A 15,612-nucleotide genomic window follows, 5' to 3' on the forward strand; every position below is an offset into this window, starting at 1 on the left:
GTTAAGGAGAAAAACATGTCGGATAATAATGCCAGTTTGACCGTTGGCGGAGAGGCCAAGGACTATGCCATCATGGATGGTACCGTCGGTCCCCAGGTCATCGACGTTCGCAAGCTCTACGCCAACACCGGCATGTTCACCTACGATCCGGGCTTCACCTCGACCGCCAGCTGCGAATCGGGCCTGACCTATATCGATGGCGACGCCGGCGTACTGCTGCACCGTGGCTATCCGATCGGCCAGCTCGCCGAACAGTCCAGCTTCATGGAAGTCTGCTACCTGCTGCTGAACGGCGAACTGCCTTCGGCCAAGGAACTGGCCGAGTTCACCAACACCATCACGCGCCACACCATGGTGCATGAACAGCTGACCGCCTTCTTCCGCGGCTTCCGTCGTGACGCCCACCCGATGGCGATCATGGTCGGCGTTGTCGGCGCCCTGTCGGCCTTCTATCATGACTCGACCGACATCAACGATCCGGAACAGCGCCGCATTGCGAGCCACCGCCTGATCGCCAAGATGCCGACGATCGCTGCGATGGCGTACAAATATTCGGTGGGCCAGCCCTTCGTCTATCCGCGCAACGACCTCAGCTACACCGCCAACTTCCTGAACATGACCTTCTCGGTCCCGGCGGAAGAGTATAAGATCGATCCGATCGTCGTCGACGCGATGGACAAGATCTTCACCCTGCATGCCGACCATGAGCAGAACGCGTCGACCTCGACCGTCCGTCTCGCCGGTTCGTCGGGCGCCAACCCGTTCGCCTGCATCGCGGCCGGCATCGCCTGCCTCTGGGGCCCGGCGCATGGCGGCGCCAACGAAGCCGCGCTCAACATGCTGCGCGAAATCGGCACCGTCGATCGCATCCCGGAATATATCGCCCGCGCCAAGAACAAGGACGATCCGTTCCGCCTGATGGGCTTTGGCCATCGCGTCTACAAGAATTACGATCCGCGCGCGACCGTGATGCAGAAGACCGCGAAGGACGTGCTGGAGAAGCTGGGCGTCAACGACCCGATCTTCGACGTCGCCAAGGAACTGGAGCAGATCGCGCTCAACGATCCCTACTTCATCGAGAAGAAGCTCTACCCGAATGTCGACTTCTATTCGGGCGTGATCCTCTCGGCGATCGGCTTCCCGACCGAAATGTTCACCGTGCTCTTCGCCCTCGCCCGCACCGTCGGCTGGGTCGCGCAGTGGAACGAAATGATTTCGGACCCAGCGCAGAAGATCGGCCGTCCGCGTCAGCTCTACACCGGCCCGACGCAGCGCGACTATGTCGCCGTCGACAAGCGCTAAGACGCGGTCACAGAGACAAGAGGAACGGCGCCCCATCGGGCGCCGTTTTTCGTTTAGGGCTCAGCCGCCTACCCCTGCATGGACATAGATCCAGGCCGGCACCCGCCCCTGATCGGTAACCACATCGATCGCGACACGGCGATAATCCGTCCCCTCGAACGCATCGAGCCGCGCCCAATGCGCCGGCAGGTCGGACGAGCGGAACAGTTGGACCGGCACCGCCGCGCCGCCCTCGTCGGGAATGAAGGCGGGAAAGCCCATCGACGCGGCCCAGCCATGCGCGACCAGATGGCCGGTCACATGCCCCGCCTGCCAATGGCCCTGCAGTTCCGCCAGTTGATGATGATTGGCCCGTCCGGGCGCCAGCGTGCCATAGGTGGCCAGGCAATGCGATCTGTCCATGCCACCATCCTATCGGGGCAGCATCGGCCGGACAAACAAGCGCTCTTTATCTCATATAAGCGCGATCGCGCATCCGTCAGTCGAGCACCGGCAAGGTCAGGATGAAGCGCGCGCCCTCGCCCGGCGTGCCGCCAACGCTGATGTCGCCGCCCATCGCCCGCGCCAGCTTGCGCGAGATATAGAGGCCAAGCCCGCTGCCGCCGGGATCATCGCGCCCCAGCCGCTCGAACTTGTCGAAAATCTTCTCGCGATCCTCCAGCGCCACGCCCGCACCCTGGTCGATCACCAGCACCCGTGCCTGCCGATGCTCGCGCTCGACGACGATGCGCACCTGCGATCCCTCGGGCGAATAGCGCACCGCATTGCCGACCAGATTGACCAGGATCTGCAGCACGCGGCGGAACTCGCCCCTCGCCATCAATATCTGGTCGACATCCGGGCAATGGATCTTGATCTGCCGATCCAGCGCCTTGACCGTCAGCAGGCCGCCGGCCCGCCGGCCCAGGTCCGCCAGGTCGACATCCTCGATGATCACGCCGAAATCGGGCCGGTCGATCGCCTGCAGATCGGCCAGATCGTCGACCAGCGCCATCAGGTGACGGCCGGCGGTCGCGATATCATTGGCATAATCGGCATAATCGGGCCGCAACGGCCCTTCCAGTTGCGCGCCGATCGTGTCCGCATTGGCGATGATCCGCCCCAGCGGCTGGCGCAACGACCGGTCGAGCCGCTTGCCAAACTCGCCGGGATAGAGCGACAATTGCGTCGTATCCGCCCGCGCCAAAGTCGGCGGTCGCTCGATCGGACAGGCCTTGCCGCGATAGCCGACCAGATGGCCGGCCAGGTCGAACAGCGGAAAGCCCGCCAGCCGCACATGCTGTTCGGGATCATGCACCAATGTCGCGACCTGATCACGGAAGGCGCGGCGCTGGGTGAAGCCGCGCAGGATCGCCATGTCGCCCTCGCCATCGCTCTGCAGCTCGAAATAGCTGGAGAAACGACTGCCCGGCAGGGGCGGCTGCGTCGGCAAGGCGCCCTGCCGGTCGGTCCCGGCAATCGCCATCTGGAACTGCAACTGGGTGTCGATCTGCCAGGTCCAGCCATCGGCCAGCGCCGCCAGATCGGCCTCGCGCCGGCTATGGTCGCCGGCATTGGCGAGCGGCGGCCGCTCGCTCCAGTCGACCACCGCCAGCGACACGATGCGCCCGTCCGGCCCTTCGTCGCTGCGCGCCCGCACCCACATGTCGATGTCGCCTCGCTCGGCGGCCGCGACCACCGGCCGCGATACGGTGACGCCCAATCGCGCCGCCAGTCGCACCACCGCCGCCAGTTGCGGAATGGCGAGCGGCCCCAGCAGATCGCTCCCCGCCTCCCGCTGCAAGGCGAGCAGCGGCGCATCGGCACTCAGAAGCGTGCCGTCCGCCGATGCCGTTGCCCGGACGATGGAGGGGTGGAGCGTCATGTTCATCCGGTGACGCGCCGCAAATGATCGAGCTTCGCGCGGAAGGCGGCCGGCGCGCGCAGGGCGCCCACAACCGCTTCCGCTTTCACGTCGCTCAGCAATTGATATTGGTCGGCCTCGGCCACGATCACCGCGTCCGACAGGCCAGGCCGCACTGGCCGCAGCGCCAGCAGCAGATGGCGATAATCCGCCCCGGTTCCGCCCAGCGCCCGGCACAGGGTCGCAACCTGCATCACCGGCCCCATGATCAATATGTCCGTCACCTGCGCGGTGCCCAGGCGCAGCCGTCGTCCGGCCAGCGCCGCAAACAGCAGGAAACGCCGCTGCCCCAGCGCCGCGCCCAGAAGGTCGGGCGCATCGGCCTCCGGCCCCAACCGGCGCACCAACTGGTCGGCCGCCGCGATCGGCCCATTGCTTTCGTCATGGCTGGCAAGCAGCGCCCAGCCCGCCCGCTCGAACGCGCCGAGCAATTGATTGTCCGGCTCCAGCGCGGTGCGCTGCACCACCGCCGCCAGACAGGCGGCCGCCGTCCACACCAGTTCGGCAAAATGTTCGGCCGGCAGATCGGGCCGCATCGGCTGATCCTCGCCCCCCATCGCCTGCCACTGTCCTTCGGCCAGCGCCAGCGCGACGATCGCGTCGCCAATTTCGGGATCGTCCGACGACAGGATCGACTCGGCCTCGGGCTGTTCCGGCGGCTCGCCATCGGGGCGCCCGATCTGCCGCAGCAACAGGCTCACCCCCGCGCGCATCTGCATATGCGCCAGCAAGGCCGGCCCCAGCAGTGTCGGCTGCGCACAGATGGTCGGCCAGCACAGCCCATCGGGCCAGCGCCCCAGCGCCGCGGCAATGGCGGGATCACCCGCCAGGCTCAGCCGCAGCGCGGTCTCGATCGCAGTCAGGCATCCGCCCAGATGACGGCGCGTCTCCGCGATCAGCGCATCATGGCGCGCCCGGTCCTCGACCGGAAAGAAAAAGGCGAGATCAATCGCATGGCCGACGGGCACGGCCGACATGCCGGCCATGACATGTGCCATGGGCCAGCTGTCCGCCATGATGGATCCGGCAAGGGACGTGTGGGCGCTCATGCAAGGCAGCATAACCCCACGTCGTTAAAATGCACTAAACCCTGACAGCAAAATCAACGCTCTCGATGCGACAAAAATCATCCGCCCCGACGCGACAGGATTATCGCCCCGATCGATCCGATCGCCGCCAGCATGGCAACGTCGAAACCAAATGCCTCCGCCCCCGTCAACAGGGCTGCCAGCAGCACCAGCAACGCGGTGCCGGGCGTGAAGATCATCCAGGCGCGCGCCGCCCCGGTCCGGCGCCAGCGATCGGCAACCGTGATGATGCCCAGCAGCAACGCCAGATAGTTGGGCACCATCCCGCTGCCCGACAGCATCACCCCGATCAGCGCCAGCCCCGGCGCCAGAAAGGCGATCCAGCCGCTCGGCGGCCGGCGCAGCGCCATTTCATCCAGCCGATCGGCCAGTTCCGCCAGCAGCAGCGCCAGCAGCAACAGGCTGAGCCCGGTGCCCGGCCAGCCCAGTTCCAGCAGCATCAGCGCAATGCCGGCCAGCGCGATCGAACCGATCCGCACCTGCATCGCCGGCACCTGGCTGCGCATCAGTGCAGGGCCGAGCAGCCGGGCGAGCGGCCCGAACAGATAATGTTCGATCCCGCCGCGGCTGGACGATCCCGATCGCGTGCCGGTCGACATCACCGCCTGCGCGGCGAGGTCCGCCTGTTCCTGCCCGTCGACCAGCGCGACTCGGCCTTCCAGCAGATCATCCTGCGGCACGGTGATTCGCACCGCACCGCCCTGCACCGCCGATCGCACCAGCGTCAGCGCCAGATCCCAGTCACCGATCATGTCCAGCGTGCCGAACAGCAGCGCCGGATTGATCCGCGCCAGCCCGGCCCAGCGCTGCCCCGCATCGATCCGCTCGAACGGCGCGCTGGCGCGGCTGTCGTCGGTGACCAGCAGCGCATTGCCCGCCTGCCCCGCCAGTGCGTCATAATGGCCCTGCGCCACCACGGCGCCGTCCGCCACCAGCAGCACATCGGCGTCGCGCGGCGCATCGCGCACCATCGACACCATGTCGCGGATCAGGGCGACGGCAATGCCGTCCGCGCTCAGCCGGTCGACCGCCTGCGAAATGGCCGGCGTGATGACGCTGACCAGGATCATGATTCGGTCCGCACCGGCCCGGACCGCCTGTCGCGCCTGATATTCGACCAGCGTCTGGCCGGCGAAATGCAGGGTGGCGCGAAGCGCTGCAGGCGAATCACCTGAAGCCCGGCTGGCACTGAGAATGGCCGCGAATGTCATATTGTCTGGAAACCGACCCGTTTTGATTGCGACGATCTTCTTGCAAGCCGAACGACGCAGCGCAAGCAGGCGCTTTCAAATCGCCGGTTCAGCCCTGCTGAAGCAGCGCGATCGTGCTGCGCAAACGCTGCAAGGCGCGCGGATCGCCCGGCGCGGCCTCGACCGCCTCGTCCGCCAGCGCCATCAGGCTGGTCAGGCCGAAACTCGCCGCCAGGCCTTTCAAACGCCAGGCCGCCAATTCCCAATTGGCGTCGCAGCGCGCCCGGCTCATCAGGTCGAGATGGCGCTCCGCGCTTTCAAGAAAAGCCACGCGCAGATCGGCGATCAGCACCGCGTCTTCGCCGACGGCGGCGGCCAATGCCGCATTAAGAGCGCCAGGATCATAGGACATGGGGACGGAAGCTATCGAAATTGCGTTAAGTTTTGGTAACAAGGCATTTGCGCAGACGGAAAAGATGATAGGATCACACCCATGAATGGGGGCAGCACAATCGTCGAATTCTGGCGAGACGAGGGAAACGCGACCGGCAACGCGCCGGCCGCGGATGACATCCTGCTATTGAAGCAGGCCGTACTGGACATTGATGATGCCCCTGACGACGCGCAGGGGGAAGGCGAAAAGCTGGTGCGCAACACCCGGATCGGCCTCGGCCTGCTGGCCGCGCTCTGGCTCGGCTTCGCGCTCTGGGCAACGATCGTGTCGGATCAGTGGCGTGCCGGCCCGGCCGCCTGGCCCGCACTCGTCGCCACGCTGCTGGTGCCGATCAGCCTGCTCGGCATCGCCTACCTGCTGATCGTGCGCAACAGCCGCGCCGAATCGCGCCGCTATCTCGATACCGCCCATGCGCTGCGGACCGAGGCCGAACTGCTCGAACTGCGCCTCGGCCGGATCGCCGACCGGCTCGAATCCGCGCGCCAGACGATGCAGGATCAGGCCGAACTGCTCGACAGCTATGGCGCCGCCGCCAGCAGCAATATGGAGGCATCGGCGGAACTGATCGCCGGTCGCGCCCAGACCACCGCCGATCGCGCCGAAAGCGCCGAGCGTGCCGGCACCGCCCTGGTCGCACGGATGGACGCGCTGATCGCCGCCATGCCGCAGCTCGAAGAACGGGCCGTGCGGATGGCCGCGCAGATCATGGACAATGGTCACGCGCTCGCCGAACGGATCGACACGCTCGAAGCGCGCCTCCATGCGCTGGGCGAACTGTCCGACGATACCCGCACCCGCACCCTGTCCGCGACCAAGAGCCTGTCGAGCCAGCTAGGCCAGTTGCAGGAGACGACCCGTAGCGCCACCGACGAGGTGAACGGCCTGGCCGACATCGCCGCCGGGCGGATCGAGACATCGGCGCAGAGCGCACGCGCCGCCATGGACCAGACCCGGCAGGATATCGATGCCCAGTCGGCCGCACTGGACGTGCTGGTCAATCGCGTCGCCCTGTCGCTCGGCGAAACCAGCGATGGTGCCGTTCGCGCCCTCACCCAGGATCTCGATCTGGTCGAGGCATCGCTGCGCGGTCGCCTCGAAACCTCGATGGATCAGGTGCGCGACACGATGGAGCGCGCGCAGGAAGGGCTTTCGACCCAGCGGGCCACGCTGGAGGCGCTGGTCGCCCGTGCCCAGGCCAGCATCACCGCCACCAGCCAGAATGCGCTCGCGGCGCTGGGCCAGGATCTCGGCTCGATCGAGGACGATCTGCGCCAGCGGCTCGACGCCACCCTGCTTCAGGCTCGTGAAACGCTGGCCCTGACCGATGCCGGGCTGCGCGATCAGGCCGGTGCGCTCGACAGCCTCATCACCCGGTCGCGTGACAGTATCGCCGCGATCGGCACCGACACCGTCGCCGGCCTTGCCGACGATATTGGCGAGGTCGAAAGCCGCCTGCACCAGATCAACGATCTGGTCGAAGGACAGCGCAGCCTGATGGCCGGGCTGCACGGCACGCTCAACCAGACGATCGACCAGGCCGAGGCCCGCTTTGCCGCGCTGGAGGATAATGCCCTCGCCCGCAGCCAAAAGCTGACCGACGCGCTGACCCGCCTGACCGAGGAAACCCGCCGGATCGACACGGCGCTGCATGACGGCGGCACCACCGCCGAAAAGCTGATCGGCAATGCCGAAACGCTGATGGTCGCGCTCGACTCGAGCGTCCGCGAACTGGACGAAACCTATCCCGGCGCGCTTGCCCGCTTCGACGCCCGGCTGGAAACCAGCCGCGCCATGCTGGGCGCCGCGACGCCCGAGCTGGAACGGCTGGAAGCCATTTCGGAAGCGCTGGTCGGCCGCACCCAGGAAGCCGAAGAGATGCTGCGCGGCCAGGGTCGTCGCCTCTCCGAATGGCTGGAAAGCACCCAGAGCGGCATCGAATCCAACCGCGAACTGGTGGAGAAGCTGCGCACCGCGCTCGACGCCGCGCATGAGGACACGACCCGCATCACCGAAGGTGCCGGCCCGCTGCTCATCACCGCGCTGCTCCGCGTCAAGGACACCGCCGAACAGGCCGCCGAGCGCGCCCGTCAGGCGCTCGGCCGCGCCATCCCCGACGCGGTACAGAACCTGGCCGAAGCCAGCGAACAGGCCATGCAGCAGGCGGTCGGCGATCAGGTTTCGGCCCAGATCGAGAAGCTGGCCGATGTCGCGGAAGAGGCCGTGCGCGCCGCGCACAATGCCTCGGACCGGCTGACCCGCCAGTTGATGACGATCGCCGATACCAGCGCCGGGCTGGAACAGCGGATCGAGGAAGCCGGCCGTGCCGCCGAGGAACGCGATCGCGACCATTTCTCGCGTCGCTCCGCGCTGCTGATCGAATCGCTCAACAGCACCGCGATCGACGTCGCCAAGATCCTGTCCAACGATGTGACCGACACCAACTGGTCGGCCTATCTCAAGGGCGATCGCGGCGTCTTCACCCGCCGGGCGGTCAAGCTGCTCGACGCCGGCGAGTCCCGCGAAATCGCGCTCCATTATGACAATGACGCCGATTTCCGCGAGCATGTGAACCGCTACATCCACGATTTCGAGGCGATGCTGCGGATCATCCTGTCGGCGCGCGACGGCAATGCCCTGGGCGTCGCCATCCTCTCGTCCGACATGGGCAAGCTCTATGTCGCCCTTGCCCAGGCGATCGAGCGCCTGCGGCAATAAGGATCAGGGGCGGCGCCCGGTCGCCCCATCCCCCTTTTTCAGGGCTGGAACAACACGCCGCCGGTCATCGGTTCAGGCGCGCCGGTGGTGCCGGGAAAGCTGATCGGCAGGCCATTGAGGTGCCGCACCGCCATATAGGCAAAGCCCTGTGCCTCCAGCGCGTCGCCATCCCAGCCCAGTTCGTCGACCGACCGGACATCGGCGCCGGTCCGCGCCGCCAGCATCGCCATCAGCGTGGCATTATGACGCCCGCCGCCTGCCACATAGATGCGCGCCGGCCGCTCGGGCAGATGGTCGACACCGCGCGCCACCGCCTGCGCGGAAAAGGCGGTCAGCGTCGCCGCCCCATCCGCCAGCGACAATCCCTCGACCGGCGCGATGGTGAAGGCTTCGCGGTCGATGCTCTTGGGCGGCGGCGCGGCGAACCACGGGTCAGCCATCATCGCCGCCAGCCGCGCCTCGTCCACCTGGCCCCGCGCGGCGGTCGCGCCGCCCGCATCATAGGCCGCGTCCCCATACGCCTGCATCCAGTTGTCGATGAGACCGCTCGCCATCCCGGTGTCGAAAGCGACCAGGCTGCCGTCCGATCCGATCGCGGTGATGTTAGCCACCCCGCCCAGGTTGAGGATGCCGACCGGCTTTGCCAGCCCGTCGGACAATGCCCGATGATAGACCGGCATCAGCGGCGCACCCTGCCCGCCCGCCTGCACATCGGCACTGCGCAGGTCGGCGACCACGGGAATACCGAACGCACCGGCCAGCACCGCGCCGTCACCAATCTGCCAGGTCCAGCGCCGCTCGGGCCGGTGGGCAACGGTATGGCCATGAAAGCCGATCACCCCGATATCCTCCGCCACATGGCCGCTGCGTCCCAGCATGTCGGCGATCGCATCGATGTGGAAATTGGTGAGGTCCATCTCCACCGCGCGGATCAGCGGATCCTCTCCCGGCGCGTCCATCGCCATCGCCCGCGCGCAGGCTGCGGCCAGCCGTTCGCGAAAATCATCGCTGTAGGGCTGGGCGTGGAAAATGATTGCCTCGGCCTGCCCCTCGCCGTCCGTCTCGATCAGCGCGGCGTCGATCCCGTCGCGCGAGGTGCCGGACATCAGACCGATTGCCAACATGATCGAAAACTCCGCCTCTTTTCCACTTGCTGCCCCAATGCTACAGGCGCGCGTCATGAGCAACTATCAGTCCGATCTCCTCCGCCTGCTCGAAGCACGCGGCTACATCCACCAGCTGACCGACGCGGAAGGGCTTGATGCCATGGCCGCCAAACAGGTGGTGCCGGGCTATATTGGCTTCGACCCGACCGCGCCGTCGCTCCATGTCGGCCATCTCGTGTCGATCATGATGCTGCGCCAGCTGCAGAAGGCGGGTCACAAGCCGATCGTCCTGATGGGCGGCGGCACCGGCAAGATCGGTGATCCCAGCTTCAAGGATGAAGCGCGCAAGCTGCTGACCGTCGACCTGATTCAGGAAAATGTTGCCAGCATCAAGCGCGTGTTCGAACGCTTCCTGACCTTCGGCGACGGCCCGACCGACGCGATCATGGTCGACAATGCCGACTGGCTCGACAAGCTCGAATATATCCCCTTCCTGCGCGACATCGGCCAGCATTTCTCGGTCAACCGGATGCTGAGCTTCGATAGCGTCAAGCTGCGCCTCGACCGGGAACAGTCGCTGAGCTTCCTCGAATTCAACTATATGATCCTCCAGGCCTATGACTTCCTGGAACTGTCGCGCCGCAGCGATTGCCGCCTGCAGATGGGCGGATCGGATCAGTGGGGCAATATCGTCAACGGCGTCGAACTGGCCCGCCGCGTCGATGGCACGCAGGTGTTCGGCCTCACCACGCCGTTGCTGACCAATGCCGACGGAACCAAGATGGGCAAGACCGTGGGCGGCGCCGTCTGGTTGAACCAGGACCAGCTGTCCGACTATGATTATTGGCAGTTCTGGCGCAACACCGCCGACGCCGATGTGTTCAACCGGCTACGCCTGTTCACCGATCTGCCGATGGACGAGGTCAACCGCCTCGCCGCGCTGCAGGGTGCGGAGATCAACGAGGCCAAGAAGATCCTGGCGAACGAGGCGACAGCGCTTTGCCGTGGCGTCGAAGCCGCCGCTCTGGCCGCCGAAACCGCGCGCAAGACCTTCGAGGAAGGTGCGTCGGACGCCAATCTGCCGACCGTCGCGCTGGGCACCGAGGGGCTGACCGTCATCCAGGCGACCACCGGCCTTGGCTTTGCGACCTCCAACAAGGAAGTCCGCCGCAAGCTCGCCGAGGGCGCGATCAAGGTGAATGGCGAGGTCGTCACCGACCCGGCCGTTACGCTCAAGGCCGGCGACAAGCTCAGCTTCGGCGCCAAGAAGCACGGTCTGGTCACCGCCTGAGGACAAACAAGGTTTCAGCCCAGTTAACGCTACCAGGTAGGAAAGCCTCCACTTTCCGCCCGCTAGGCTGAAACCCATGTCCTCCTCGGTTTTCGCCAATCTCGGCCATGTCATGCGGTCGCGCGACCCGTCCGTCGATCAGCGGCGGGCGGCGCGCGACCTGGTCGACATGGTCAGCCATATCACAGCGGACGGCCGCACCCATGGCGTGCGGATCATCAACATCTCGCCGCTGGGTCTGATGTGTCGCAGCGAAGAACTGCTGACGCTGAGCGGTCGGGTGCTGATCTGGCTGCCGGTGCTCAAGGATCGTCGCGCGCTCGTCCGCTGGAGCGAGGAAGGCCGGATCGGCCTCGAATTTGTCGAGCCGATCCCGACCGCCGGCTATGACGCCATGATGGCGCTCATCCCGCCACGCCGGACCGCCTGGTAAAGGCCTCATCCCTCTCCAGCGTCTGACGCCCGCGCACCAGCGCCTCGGGCATGTCGGTCCGCAGGAAGTTCAGCATCGCCTCGCGCACCTCGCAGCGCAGATCGAACGCAATCCCGGCATTGCGCGCCGACAGCAGCCCGCGCAGTTCCAGCGCATCGGCGCGATGGTCGGTCACCTGCAGGATCGCCACCCGCCCGTCCCAGCGGCCGTTCGCCTTCACCGCCTCGACAAAGCGCGCACGGATCCGCTCGATATCGGCGGTCGGATCGACATAGAGGAAGACCGTACCCAGCAGGTCCGATGTCTTCGTGGTCCAGTTCTGGAACGGCTTCTCCAGGAAATAGGATACCGGCACCACCATGCGCCGGTCGTCCCAGATGCGCACGATCACATAGGTCAGCCTGATCTCCTCGATCCGCCCCCATTCCCCTTCGATGATGACGACATCGTCCAGCCGGATCGGCTCGGAAAAGGCCATCTGGATGCCGGCGATCAGATTTTTGAGCGCCGGTTGCGCCGCCGCGCCCACGGCCAGCGCGGCGAGGCCCGCCGACGCCATCAGCGACACGCCGATCGTCCGCACGCCCGGAATGGCGATCAGCATCATCGCGATCACGAAGAAGCCGACGATGCACTGGCAGATGCGATAGAGGATGCTGATCTTGGTGCGCTGCCGCCGCGCCTTCAGATTATCCTCGACGCTGATATCGGCGCGCGCCTCCAGCATCGCCTTGCCCGCCCGCATCGCGCGAAAGATCAGCCAGCCCACAAGCAGCGCGAATATCATCCGCGCCCCGATGGACCAGATATCCTCGCCCCGTGGCCCCATCTCGATCGACTTGAGCCCCGCCCCCAGCGCGAGCAACACCACCAGCCAGCGCGTCGGCTGGAAGATGGCCGGCAACAACAAAGGCTCGATCCGCGCGCGCTTCACCAGCCGCAGCGCGATCCAGTAAAGCGCCCAATGGACGACGAAGGCGACGACCACCGACAGCGCGATCGAAAGCGCGGCCATCGGCGTGATATGGGTCAGGCTGATGTCGGTCATGCCAAAGGCAACGCGACCGCCCCGCATTTTGTTTCGCAGGTGCAGCAAATTTACGCAGGAAGGCCGGGCACTTCTAGCCCTCTCCCGTCTTCACGGGAGAGGGTTGGGTGAGGGTCTTTCTTCCTTTATGATGCGATGAATGTTCCCGGTCCGCCGCCAGATCAGTCCCCACGCAGCACGTCTAAGGCGCGACATGACCGATGCCGAGCGCATGCTATGGAGCATATTGCGCAACCGCCAGTTGGACGGATTCAAATTTCGTCGTCAGGCAACGATCGATCCATTCGTCGTCGATTTTCTGTGCGTGGAAGCCGCATTGGCCGTGGAGCTTGATGGCGGCCAGCATGATGAAGATCGCGATCGCCGTCGCACTGTCTATCTGGAGGCGCGCGGCTTGCACATCCTCCGCTTCTGGAATCATGATGTAGTAGAAAATATCGAGGGCGTTGCAGACGCCATTCGATCAGCGCTTTCGAAAAAGAAGACCCTCACCCAACCCTCTCCCGCGAAAGCGGGAGAGGGCTAAGACGACAAGCCTCTTCACCCCCCGCGCAGCAACCCGACCGCCGCATCCTTCTCGAACAGATAGAGACAGGTGCGCGCTGCCTGCCCGCGTTCGCTGTCCAGCCCGCCGTCGCGGTCGATCAGCAGATGGGCGTCGTCGCGCGCGGCGTCCACCAATGCCGACACATGTTCGGGCGTCGCGATCTTGAGTTCCGCCTCGCCCGACTGGCGCGTGCCCAGCACCTCGCCCGCACCGCGCAGCTTCAGATCCTCCTCGGCGATACGGAAGCCGTCGTTGGTCTCGCGCATCAGCGCCAGCCGCGCCCGCGACGTCTCGCCCAGCGCATTGCCGCGCAGCAGCAGGCAGACCGACGGCTTGTCGCCGCGCCCCACCCGGCCGCGCAACTGGTGCAATTGCGCCAGGCCAAAGCGGTCTGCCCCCTCGATCACGATCAGGCTCGAATTGGGCACGTCGACGCCGACCTCGATCACCGTGGTCGCCACCAATATCTGGGTGCGGTTGGCGGCAAAAGCCTCCATCGCCGCATCCTTGTCCGGCCCCTTCATCTTGCCATGGACCAGCCCCACCCGGTCGCCGAAGCGCTGGCGCAGCGTCTCGGCGCGCATCTCGGCCGCCGCCTGGTCACTTGTCTCGCTCTCCTCGACCAGCGGGCACACCCAATAGGCCTGTCCACCGCCCTCGACATGGCGGGCCAGCCCCTCGACCACCTCGTCCAGCCGGTTGGCGGACATCACCAGCGTCTGGATCGGCTGGCGGCCCGGCGGCATCTCGTCCAGCCGCGACACGTCCATCTCGCCATAATAGGTCAGGGTCAGCGTGCGCGGGATCGGCGTCGCCGTCATCACCAGCAGATGCGGCGATCGCTCGGCCTTGCTTGCCAGCATCATCCGCTGCGCCACGCCGAACCGATGCTGCTCATCGATCACGGCGAGGCCCAGCGCCTTATACTGCACCTTCTCCTGAAAGATCGCGTGGGTGCCGACCAAGATGTGGATGCTGCCATCGGCCAGCCCCATCAGCGTCGCCTCGCGCACCTTGCCCTTTTCACGGCCCGTCAGGATCGCGATCTCGATCGACAGGCCTGACGCCATCTTGCGCAGCGTCTCATAATGTTGCCGCGCCAATATTTCGGTCGGCGCCAGCATTGCCCCCTGCATCCCGGCCTCGACCGCGTTCAGCAGCGCCATCAGCGCCACCAGCGTCTTGCCCGATCCGACATCGCCCTGCAGCAGCCGCAACATCGGCGTCGCCTGCGCCATGTCGCCCTCTATCTCGCCGATCGCGCGGCGCTGGGCACCGGTCGGGGCGAAAGGCAGCTTCAGCATCGCCCGCAGCCGCCCGTCGCCGCTGATCGGCACGCCGCGCCGCCGCCGCGACGATTGCCGCACCAGCATCAGCGCGAGTTGCCCGGCGAAAATCTCGTCATAGGCCAGCCGCTCGCGTGCCTGCGCGTCGGTCGGGTCGGCATGGAAACGCTCCAGCGCCGCGCGCCAGGCCGGCCAGCCCTTGCTCGCCAGCAGGCTCGGCTCGATCCATTCGGGCAGTTCGGGCGCGCGGGCCAGCGCCTGCCCCACCAGGTCGCGCATCCGGTTGTTGGTCAGCCCTTCCGACAGGCCATAGACGCTCTCGCGCGCCGGCACGGTGTCGGCCTCCTCGGGCGGCAGGACATAGTCGGGATGGACCATCTGCAGATTGTCGCCATAGGCTTCCAGCTTGCCCGACACGAATTTCGGTTCGTTGAGCGGCAACAGCTTGCGCGGCCAGGCGCTGTTGCGGCCGAAATAGACGAGGGAGACGGCGTTGCCATGGGCGTCCACCGCCTGCACCCGGAACGGCGCGCGCGCATTGCCACTGGCGCGATAATCGACCGGGGTCAGCATGATGCCGATCACCTTGCCGGCATCCGCCATGTCCAGTTCGTCGATCAGTTTCCGATCGACATAATTGACCGGCAGGTGAAAGGCGACATCGACCGCCCGCGCCAGCCCCAGCCGTTCGAGCGGACGGGCCAGCGCCGGGCCAATGCCCTTGAGCGCGGAGATTTCGGCAAAGAGCGGATTGAGAATATCGGGTCGCATGGCTATCTGAGGCTTCTCTAACGCAGCCGGGACGGTCATTCAAATATCCGATCGGCTGTTTCGGCACGTCCGTTAAAGGAACAAATTGTGAACGACAACCCGCTGATGCGTCGCCTGAAATTCCGCGCCTGGCACCGGGGCACGCGCGAGGCGGATTACACGGTCGGCGGCTTCTTCGAACGCTATCATGCGAGCTGGAACGAAGAGCAGATCGCATGGTTCGAGCGCTTCATGGACGAGCAGGATGCCGACATCATCGGCTGGGCGCTCGGCACCATCCCGGTGCCGGAAGAATGGAAGGGCCCGATGATGGACCAGTTCCTGAAGCTCGATTTCGTCAAGATCGAGAACTGACAAGTCCCCCTCCCGCTTGCGGGAGGGGTTAGGGGAGGGCCTGTTTCTCCCCCTCCTTACAAACCCTCCCCCGACCCCTCCCGCAAGCGGGAGGGGAGAGACCAAGGAGAGGCGCGAGTAGCAG

At 66.0% G+C, this 15,612-nt stretch carries 14 protein-coding genes; 6 read left to right on the forward strand and 8 right to left on the reverse strand.

What is annotated here, in order from left to right:
• The first annotated feature begins 15 nt into the window (after positions 1-15).
• Positions 16-1,302 (forward strand): citrate synthase, encoded by a 1,287-nt coding sequence (locus VHN57_RS11265; RefSeq protein WP_010336542.1) that lies wholly within the window; start codon positions 16-18, stop codon positions 1,300-1,302.
• Positions 1,303-1,362: 60 nt separating this feature from the next.
• Here the strand turns inward: VHN57_RS11265 and VHN57_RS11270 are convergent, their stop codons facing one another.
• From VHN57_RS11270 to VHN57_RS11290, 5 genes are all read right to left on the reverse strand, one after another.
• Positions 1,363-1,704 carry a gamma-glutamylcyclotransferase family protein gene (locus VHN57_RS11270; RefSeq protein ID WP_278987915.1) on the reverse strand — a complete coding sequence of 114 codons (342 nt, stop codon included), beginning with the start codon at positions 1,702-1,704 and terminating at the stop codon, positions 1,363-1,365.
• 76 nt (positions 1,705-1,780) lie between these two features.
• The gene (locus tag VHN57_RS11275; RefSeq protein WP_423283869.1) at positions 1,781-3,172 is read right to left on the reverse strand and encodes a sensor histidine kinase; all 1,392 of its coding nucleotides are present in this window, start codon (positions 3,170-3,172) and stop codon (positions 1,781-1,783) included.
• Complete coding sequence (locus VHN57_RS11280) at positions 3,169-4,254, reverse strand: hypothetical protein (protein ID WP_341462734.1); 1,086 nt, start codon at positions 4,252-4,254, stop codon at positions 3,169-3,171. The genes VHN57_RS11275 and VHN57_RS11280 overlap by 4 nt, the downstream gene beginning before the upstream one ends.
• 77 nt (positions 4,255-4,331) lie before the next feature.
• Complete coding sequence (locus tag VHN57_RS11285; protein ID WP_278988298.1) at positions 4,332-5,504, reverse strand: hypothetical protein; 1,173 nt, start codon at positions 5,502-5,504, stop codon at positions 4,332-4,334.
• 88 nt (positions 5,505-5,592) lie between these two features.
• Positions 5,593-5,895: an Hpt domain-containing protein gene (locus VHN57_RS11290; RefSeq protein ID WP_037511783.1), complete on the reverse strand. Its 303-nt coding sequence runs from the start codon at positions 5,893-5,895 to the stop codon at positions 5,593-5,595.
• A gap of 81 nt (positions 5,896-5,976) precedes the next feature.
• Here VHN57_RS11290 and VHN57_RS11295 point away from each other — a divergent pair, with 81 nt between their 5' ends.
• On the forward strand, positions 5,977-8,652 hold the full coding sequence (locus VHN57_RS11295; protein ID WP_423283871.1) for a coiled-coil domain-containing protein: 2,676 nt from the start codon (positions 5,977-5,979) through the stop codon (positions 8,650-8,652).
• A 38-nt stretch (positions 8,653-8,690) separates the two neighbouring features.
• Here the strand turns inward: VHN57_RS11295 and VHN57_RS11300 are convergent, their stop codons facing one another.
• Positions 8,691-9,776 carry an anhydro-N-acetylmuramic acid kinase gene (locus tag VHN57_RS11300; protein WP_423283873.1) on the reverse strand — a complete coding sequence of 362 codons (1,086 nt, stop codon included), beginning with the start codon at positions 9,774-9,776 and terminating at the stop codon, positions 8,691-8,693.
• A 55-nt stretch (positions 9,777-9,831) separates the two neighbouring features.
• Here VHN57_RS11300 and tyrS point away from each other — a divergent pair, with 55 nt between their 5' ends.
• Together tyrS and VHN57_RS11310 are read left to right on the forward strand one after the other, a co-directional pair.
• On the forward strand, positions 9,832-11,049 hold the full coding sequence (gene tyrS / locus VHN57_RS11305; protein ID WP_010338019.1) for a tyrosine--tRNA ligase: 1,218 nt from the start codon (positions 9,832-9,834) through the stop codon (positions 11,047-11,049).
• 76 nt (positions 11,050-11,125) lie between these two features.
• Complete coding sequence (locus tag VHN57_RS11310; RefSeq protein ID WP_278987834.1) at positions 11,126-11,482, forward strand: PilZ domain-containing protein; 357 nt, start codon at positions 11,126-11,128, stop codon at positions 11,480-11,482.
• Here VHN57_RS11310 and VHN57_RS11315 read toward each other — a convergent pair.
• Positions 11,454-12,530, reverse strand: a complete 1,077-nt coding sequence (locus VHN57_RS11315) for a mechanosensitive ion channel family protein (RefSeq protein WP_278987832.1) — start codon at positions 12,528-12,530, stop codon at positions 11,454-11,456. The genes VHN57_RS11310 and VHN57_RS11315 overlap by 29 nt on opposite strands.
• A gap of 139 nt (positions 12,531-12,669) precedes the next feature.
• Between VHN57_RS11315 and VHN57_RS11320 the strand changes: the two genes are divergently transcribed.
• Entirely contained in the window at positions 12,670-13,056 is a 387-nt protein-coding gene (locus VHN57_RS11320) for an endonuclease domain-containing protein (RefSeq protein ID WP_080572832.1), read from the forward strand.
• A gap of 14 nt (positions 13,057-13,070) precedes the next feature.
• On the opposite strand, the gene recG is transcribed toward VHN57_RS11320, so the two are convergent.
• Complete coding sequence (recG, locus tag VHN57_RS11325; protein ID WP_278987830.1) at positions 13,071-15,134, reverse strand: ATP-dependent DNA helicase RecG; 2,064 nt, start codon at positions 15,132-15,134, stop codon at positions 13,071-13,073.
• A gap of 87 nt (positions 15,135-15,221) precedes the next feature.
• On the opposite strand from recG, the gene VHN57_RS11330 reads away from it, so the two are divergent.
• Positions 15,222-15,488 carry a succinate dehydrogenase assembly factor 2 gene (locus VHN57_RS11330; protein ID WP_278987828.1) on the forward strand — a complete coding sequence of 89 codons (267 nt, stop codon included), beginning with the start codon at positions 15,222-15,224 and terminating at the stop codon, positions 15,486-15,488.
• Positions 15,489-15,612 lie beyond the last annotated feature (124 nt).

Origin of the sequence: Sphingobium salicis subsp. salicis (assembly GCF_049472635.1) — a bacterium.
Taxonomy (GTDB): Bacteria; Pseudomonadota; Alphaproteobacteria; order Sphingomonadales; family Sphingomonadaceae; genus Sphingobium; species Sphingobium yanoikuyae_A.

What these genes read in the sequence shown, in the direction of transcription:
- tyrS (WP_010338019.1), top strand. Translation starts at nt 9,832, where the DNA reads ATGAGCAACTATCAGTCCGATCTCCTCCGCCTGCTCGAAGCACGCGGC.
- VHN57_RS11295 (WP_423283871.1), top strand. Translation starts at nt 5,977, where the DNA reads ATGAATGGGGGCAGCACAATCGTCGAATTCTGGCGAGACGAGGGAAAC.
- recG (WP_278987830.1), bottom strand. Translation starts at nt 15,134, where the DNA reads ATGCGACCCGATATTCTCAATCCGCTCTTTGCCGAAATCTCCGCGCTC.
- VHN57_RS11265 (WP_010336542.1), top strand. Translation starts at nt 16, where the DNA reads ATGTCGGATAATAATGCCAGTTTGACCGTTGGCGGAGAGGCCAAGGAC.
- VHN57_RS11280 (WP_341462734.1), bottom strand. Translation starts at nt 4,254, where the DNA reads ATGAGCGCCCACACGTCCCTTGCCGGATCCATCATGGCGGACAGCTGG.
- VHN57_RS11275 (WP_423283869.1), bottom strand. Translation starts at nt 3,172, where the DNA reads ATGAACATGACGCTCCACCCCTCCATCGTCCGGGCAACGGCATCGGCG.
- VHN57_RS11300 (WP_423283873.1), bottom strand. Translation starts at nt 9,776, where the DNA reads ATGTTGGCAATCGGTCTGATGTCCGGCACCTCGCGCGACGGGATCGAC.
- VHN57_RS11285 (WP_278988298.1), bottom strand. Translation starts at nt 5,504, where the DNA reads ATGACATTCGCGGCCATTCTCAGTGCCAGCCGGGCTTCAGGTGATTCG.
- VHN57_RS11320 (WP_080572832.1), top strand. Translation starts at nt 12,670, where the DNA reads ATGTTCCCGGTCCGCCGCCAGATCAGTCCCCACGCAGCACGTCTAAGG.
- VHN57_RS11270 (WP_278987915.1), bottom strand. Translation starts at nt 1,704, where the DNA reads ATGGACAGATCGCATTGCCTGGCCACCTATGGCACGCTGGCGCCCGGA.
- VHN57_RS11310 (WP_278987834.1), top strand. Translation starts at nt 11,126, where the DNA reads ATGTCCTCCTCGGTTTTCGCCAATCTCGGCCATGTCATGCGGTCGCGC.
- VHN57_RS11290 (WP_037511783.1), bottom strand. Translation starts at nt 5,895, where the DNA reads ATGTCCTATGATCCTGGCGCTCTTAATGCGGCATTGGCCGCCGCCGTC.
- VHN57_RS11315 (WP_278987832.1), bottom strand. Translation starts at nt 12,530, where the DNA reads ATGACCGACATCAGCCTGACCCATATCACGCCGATGGCCGCGCTTTCG.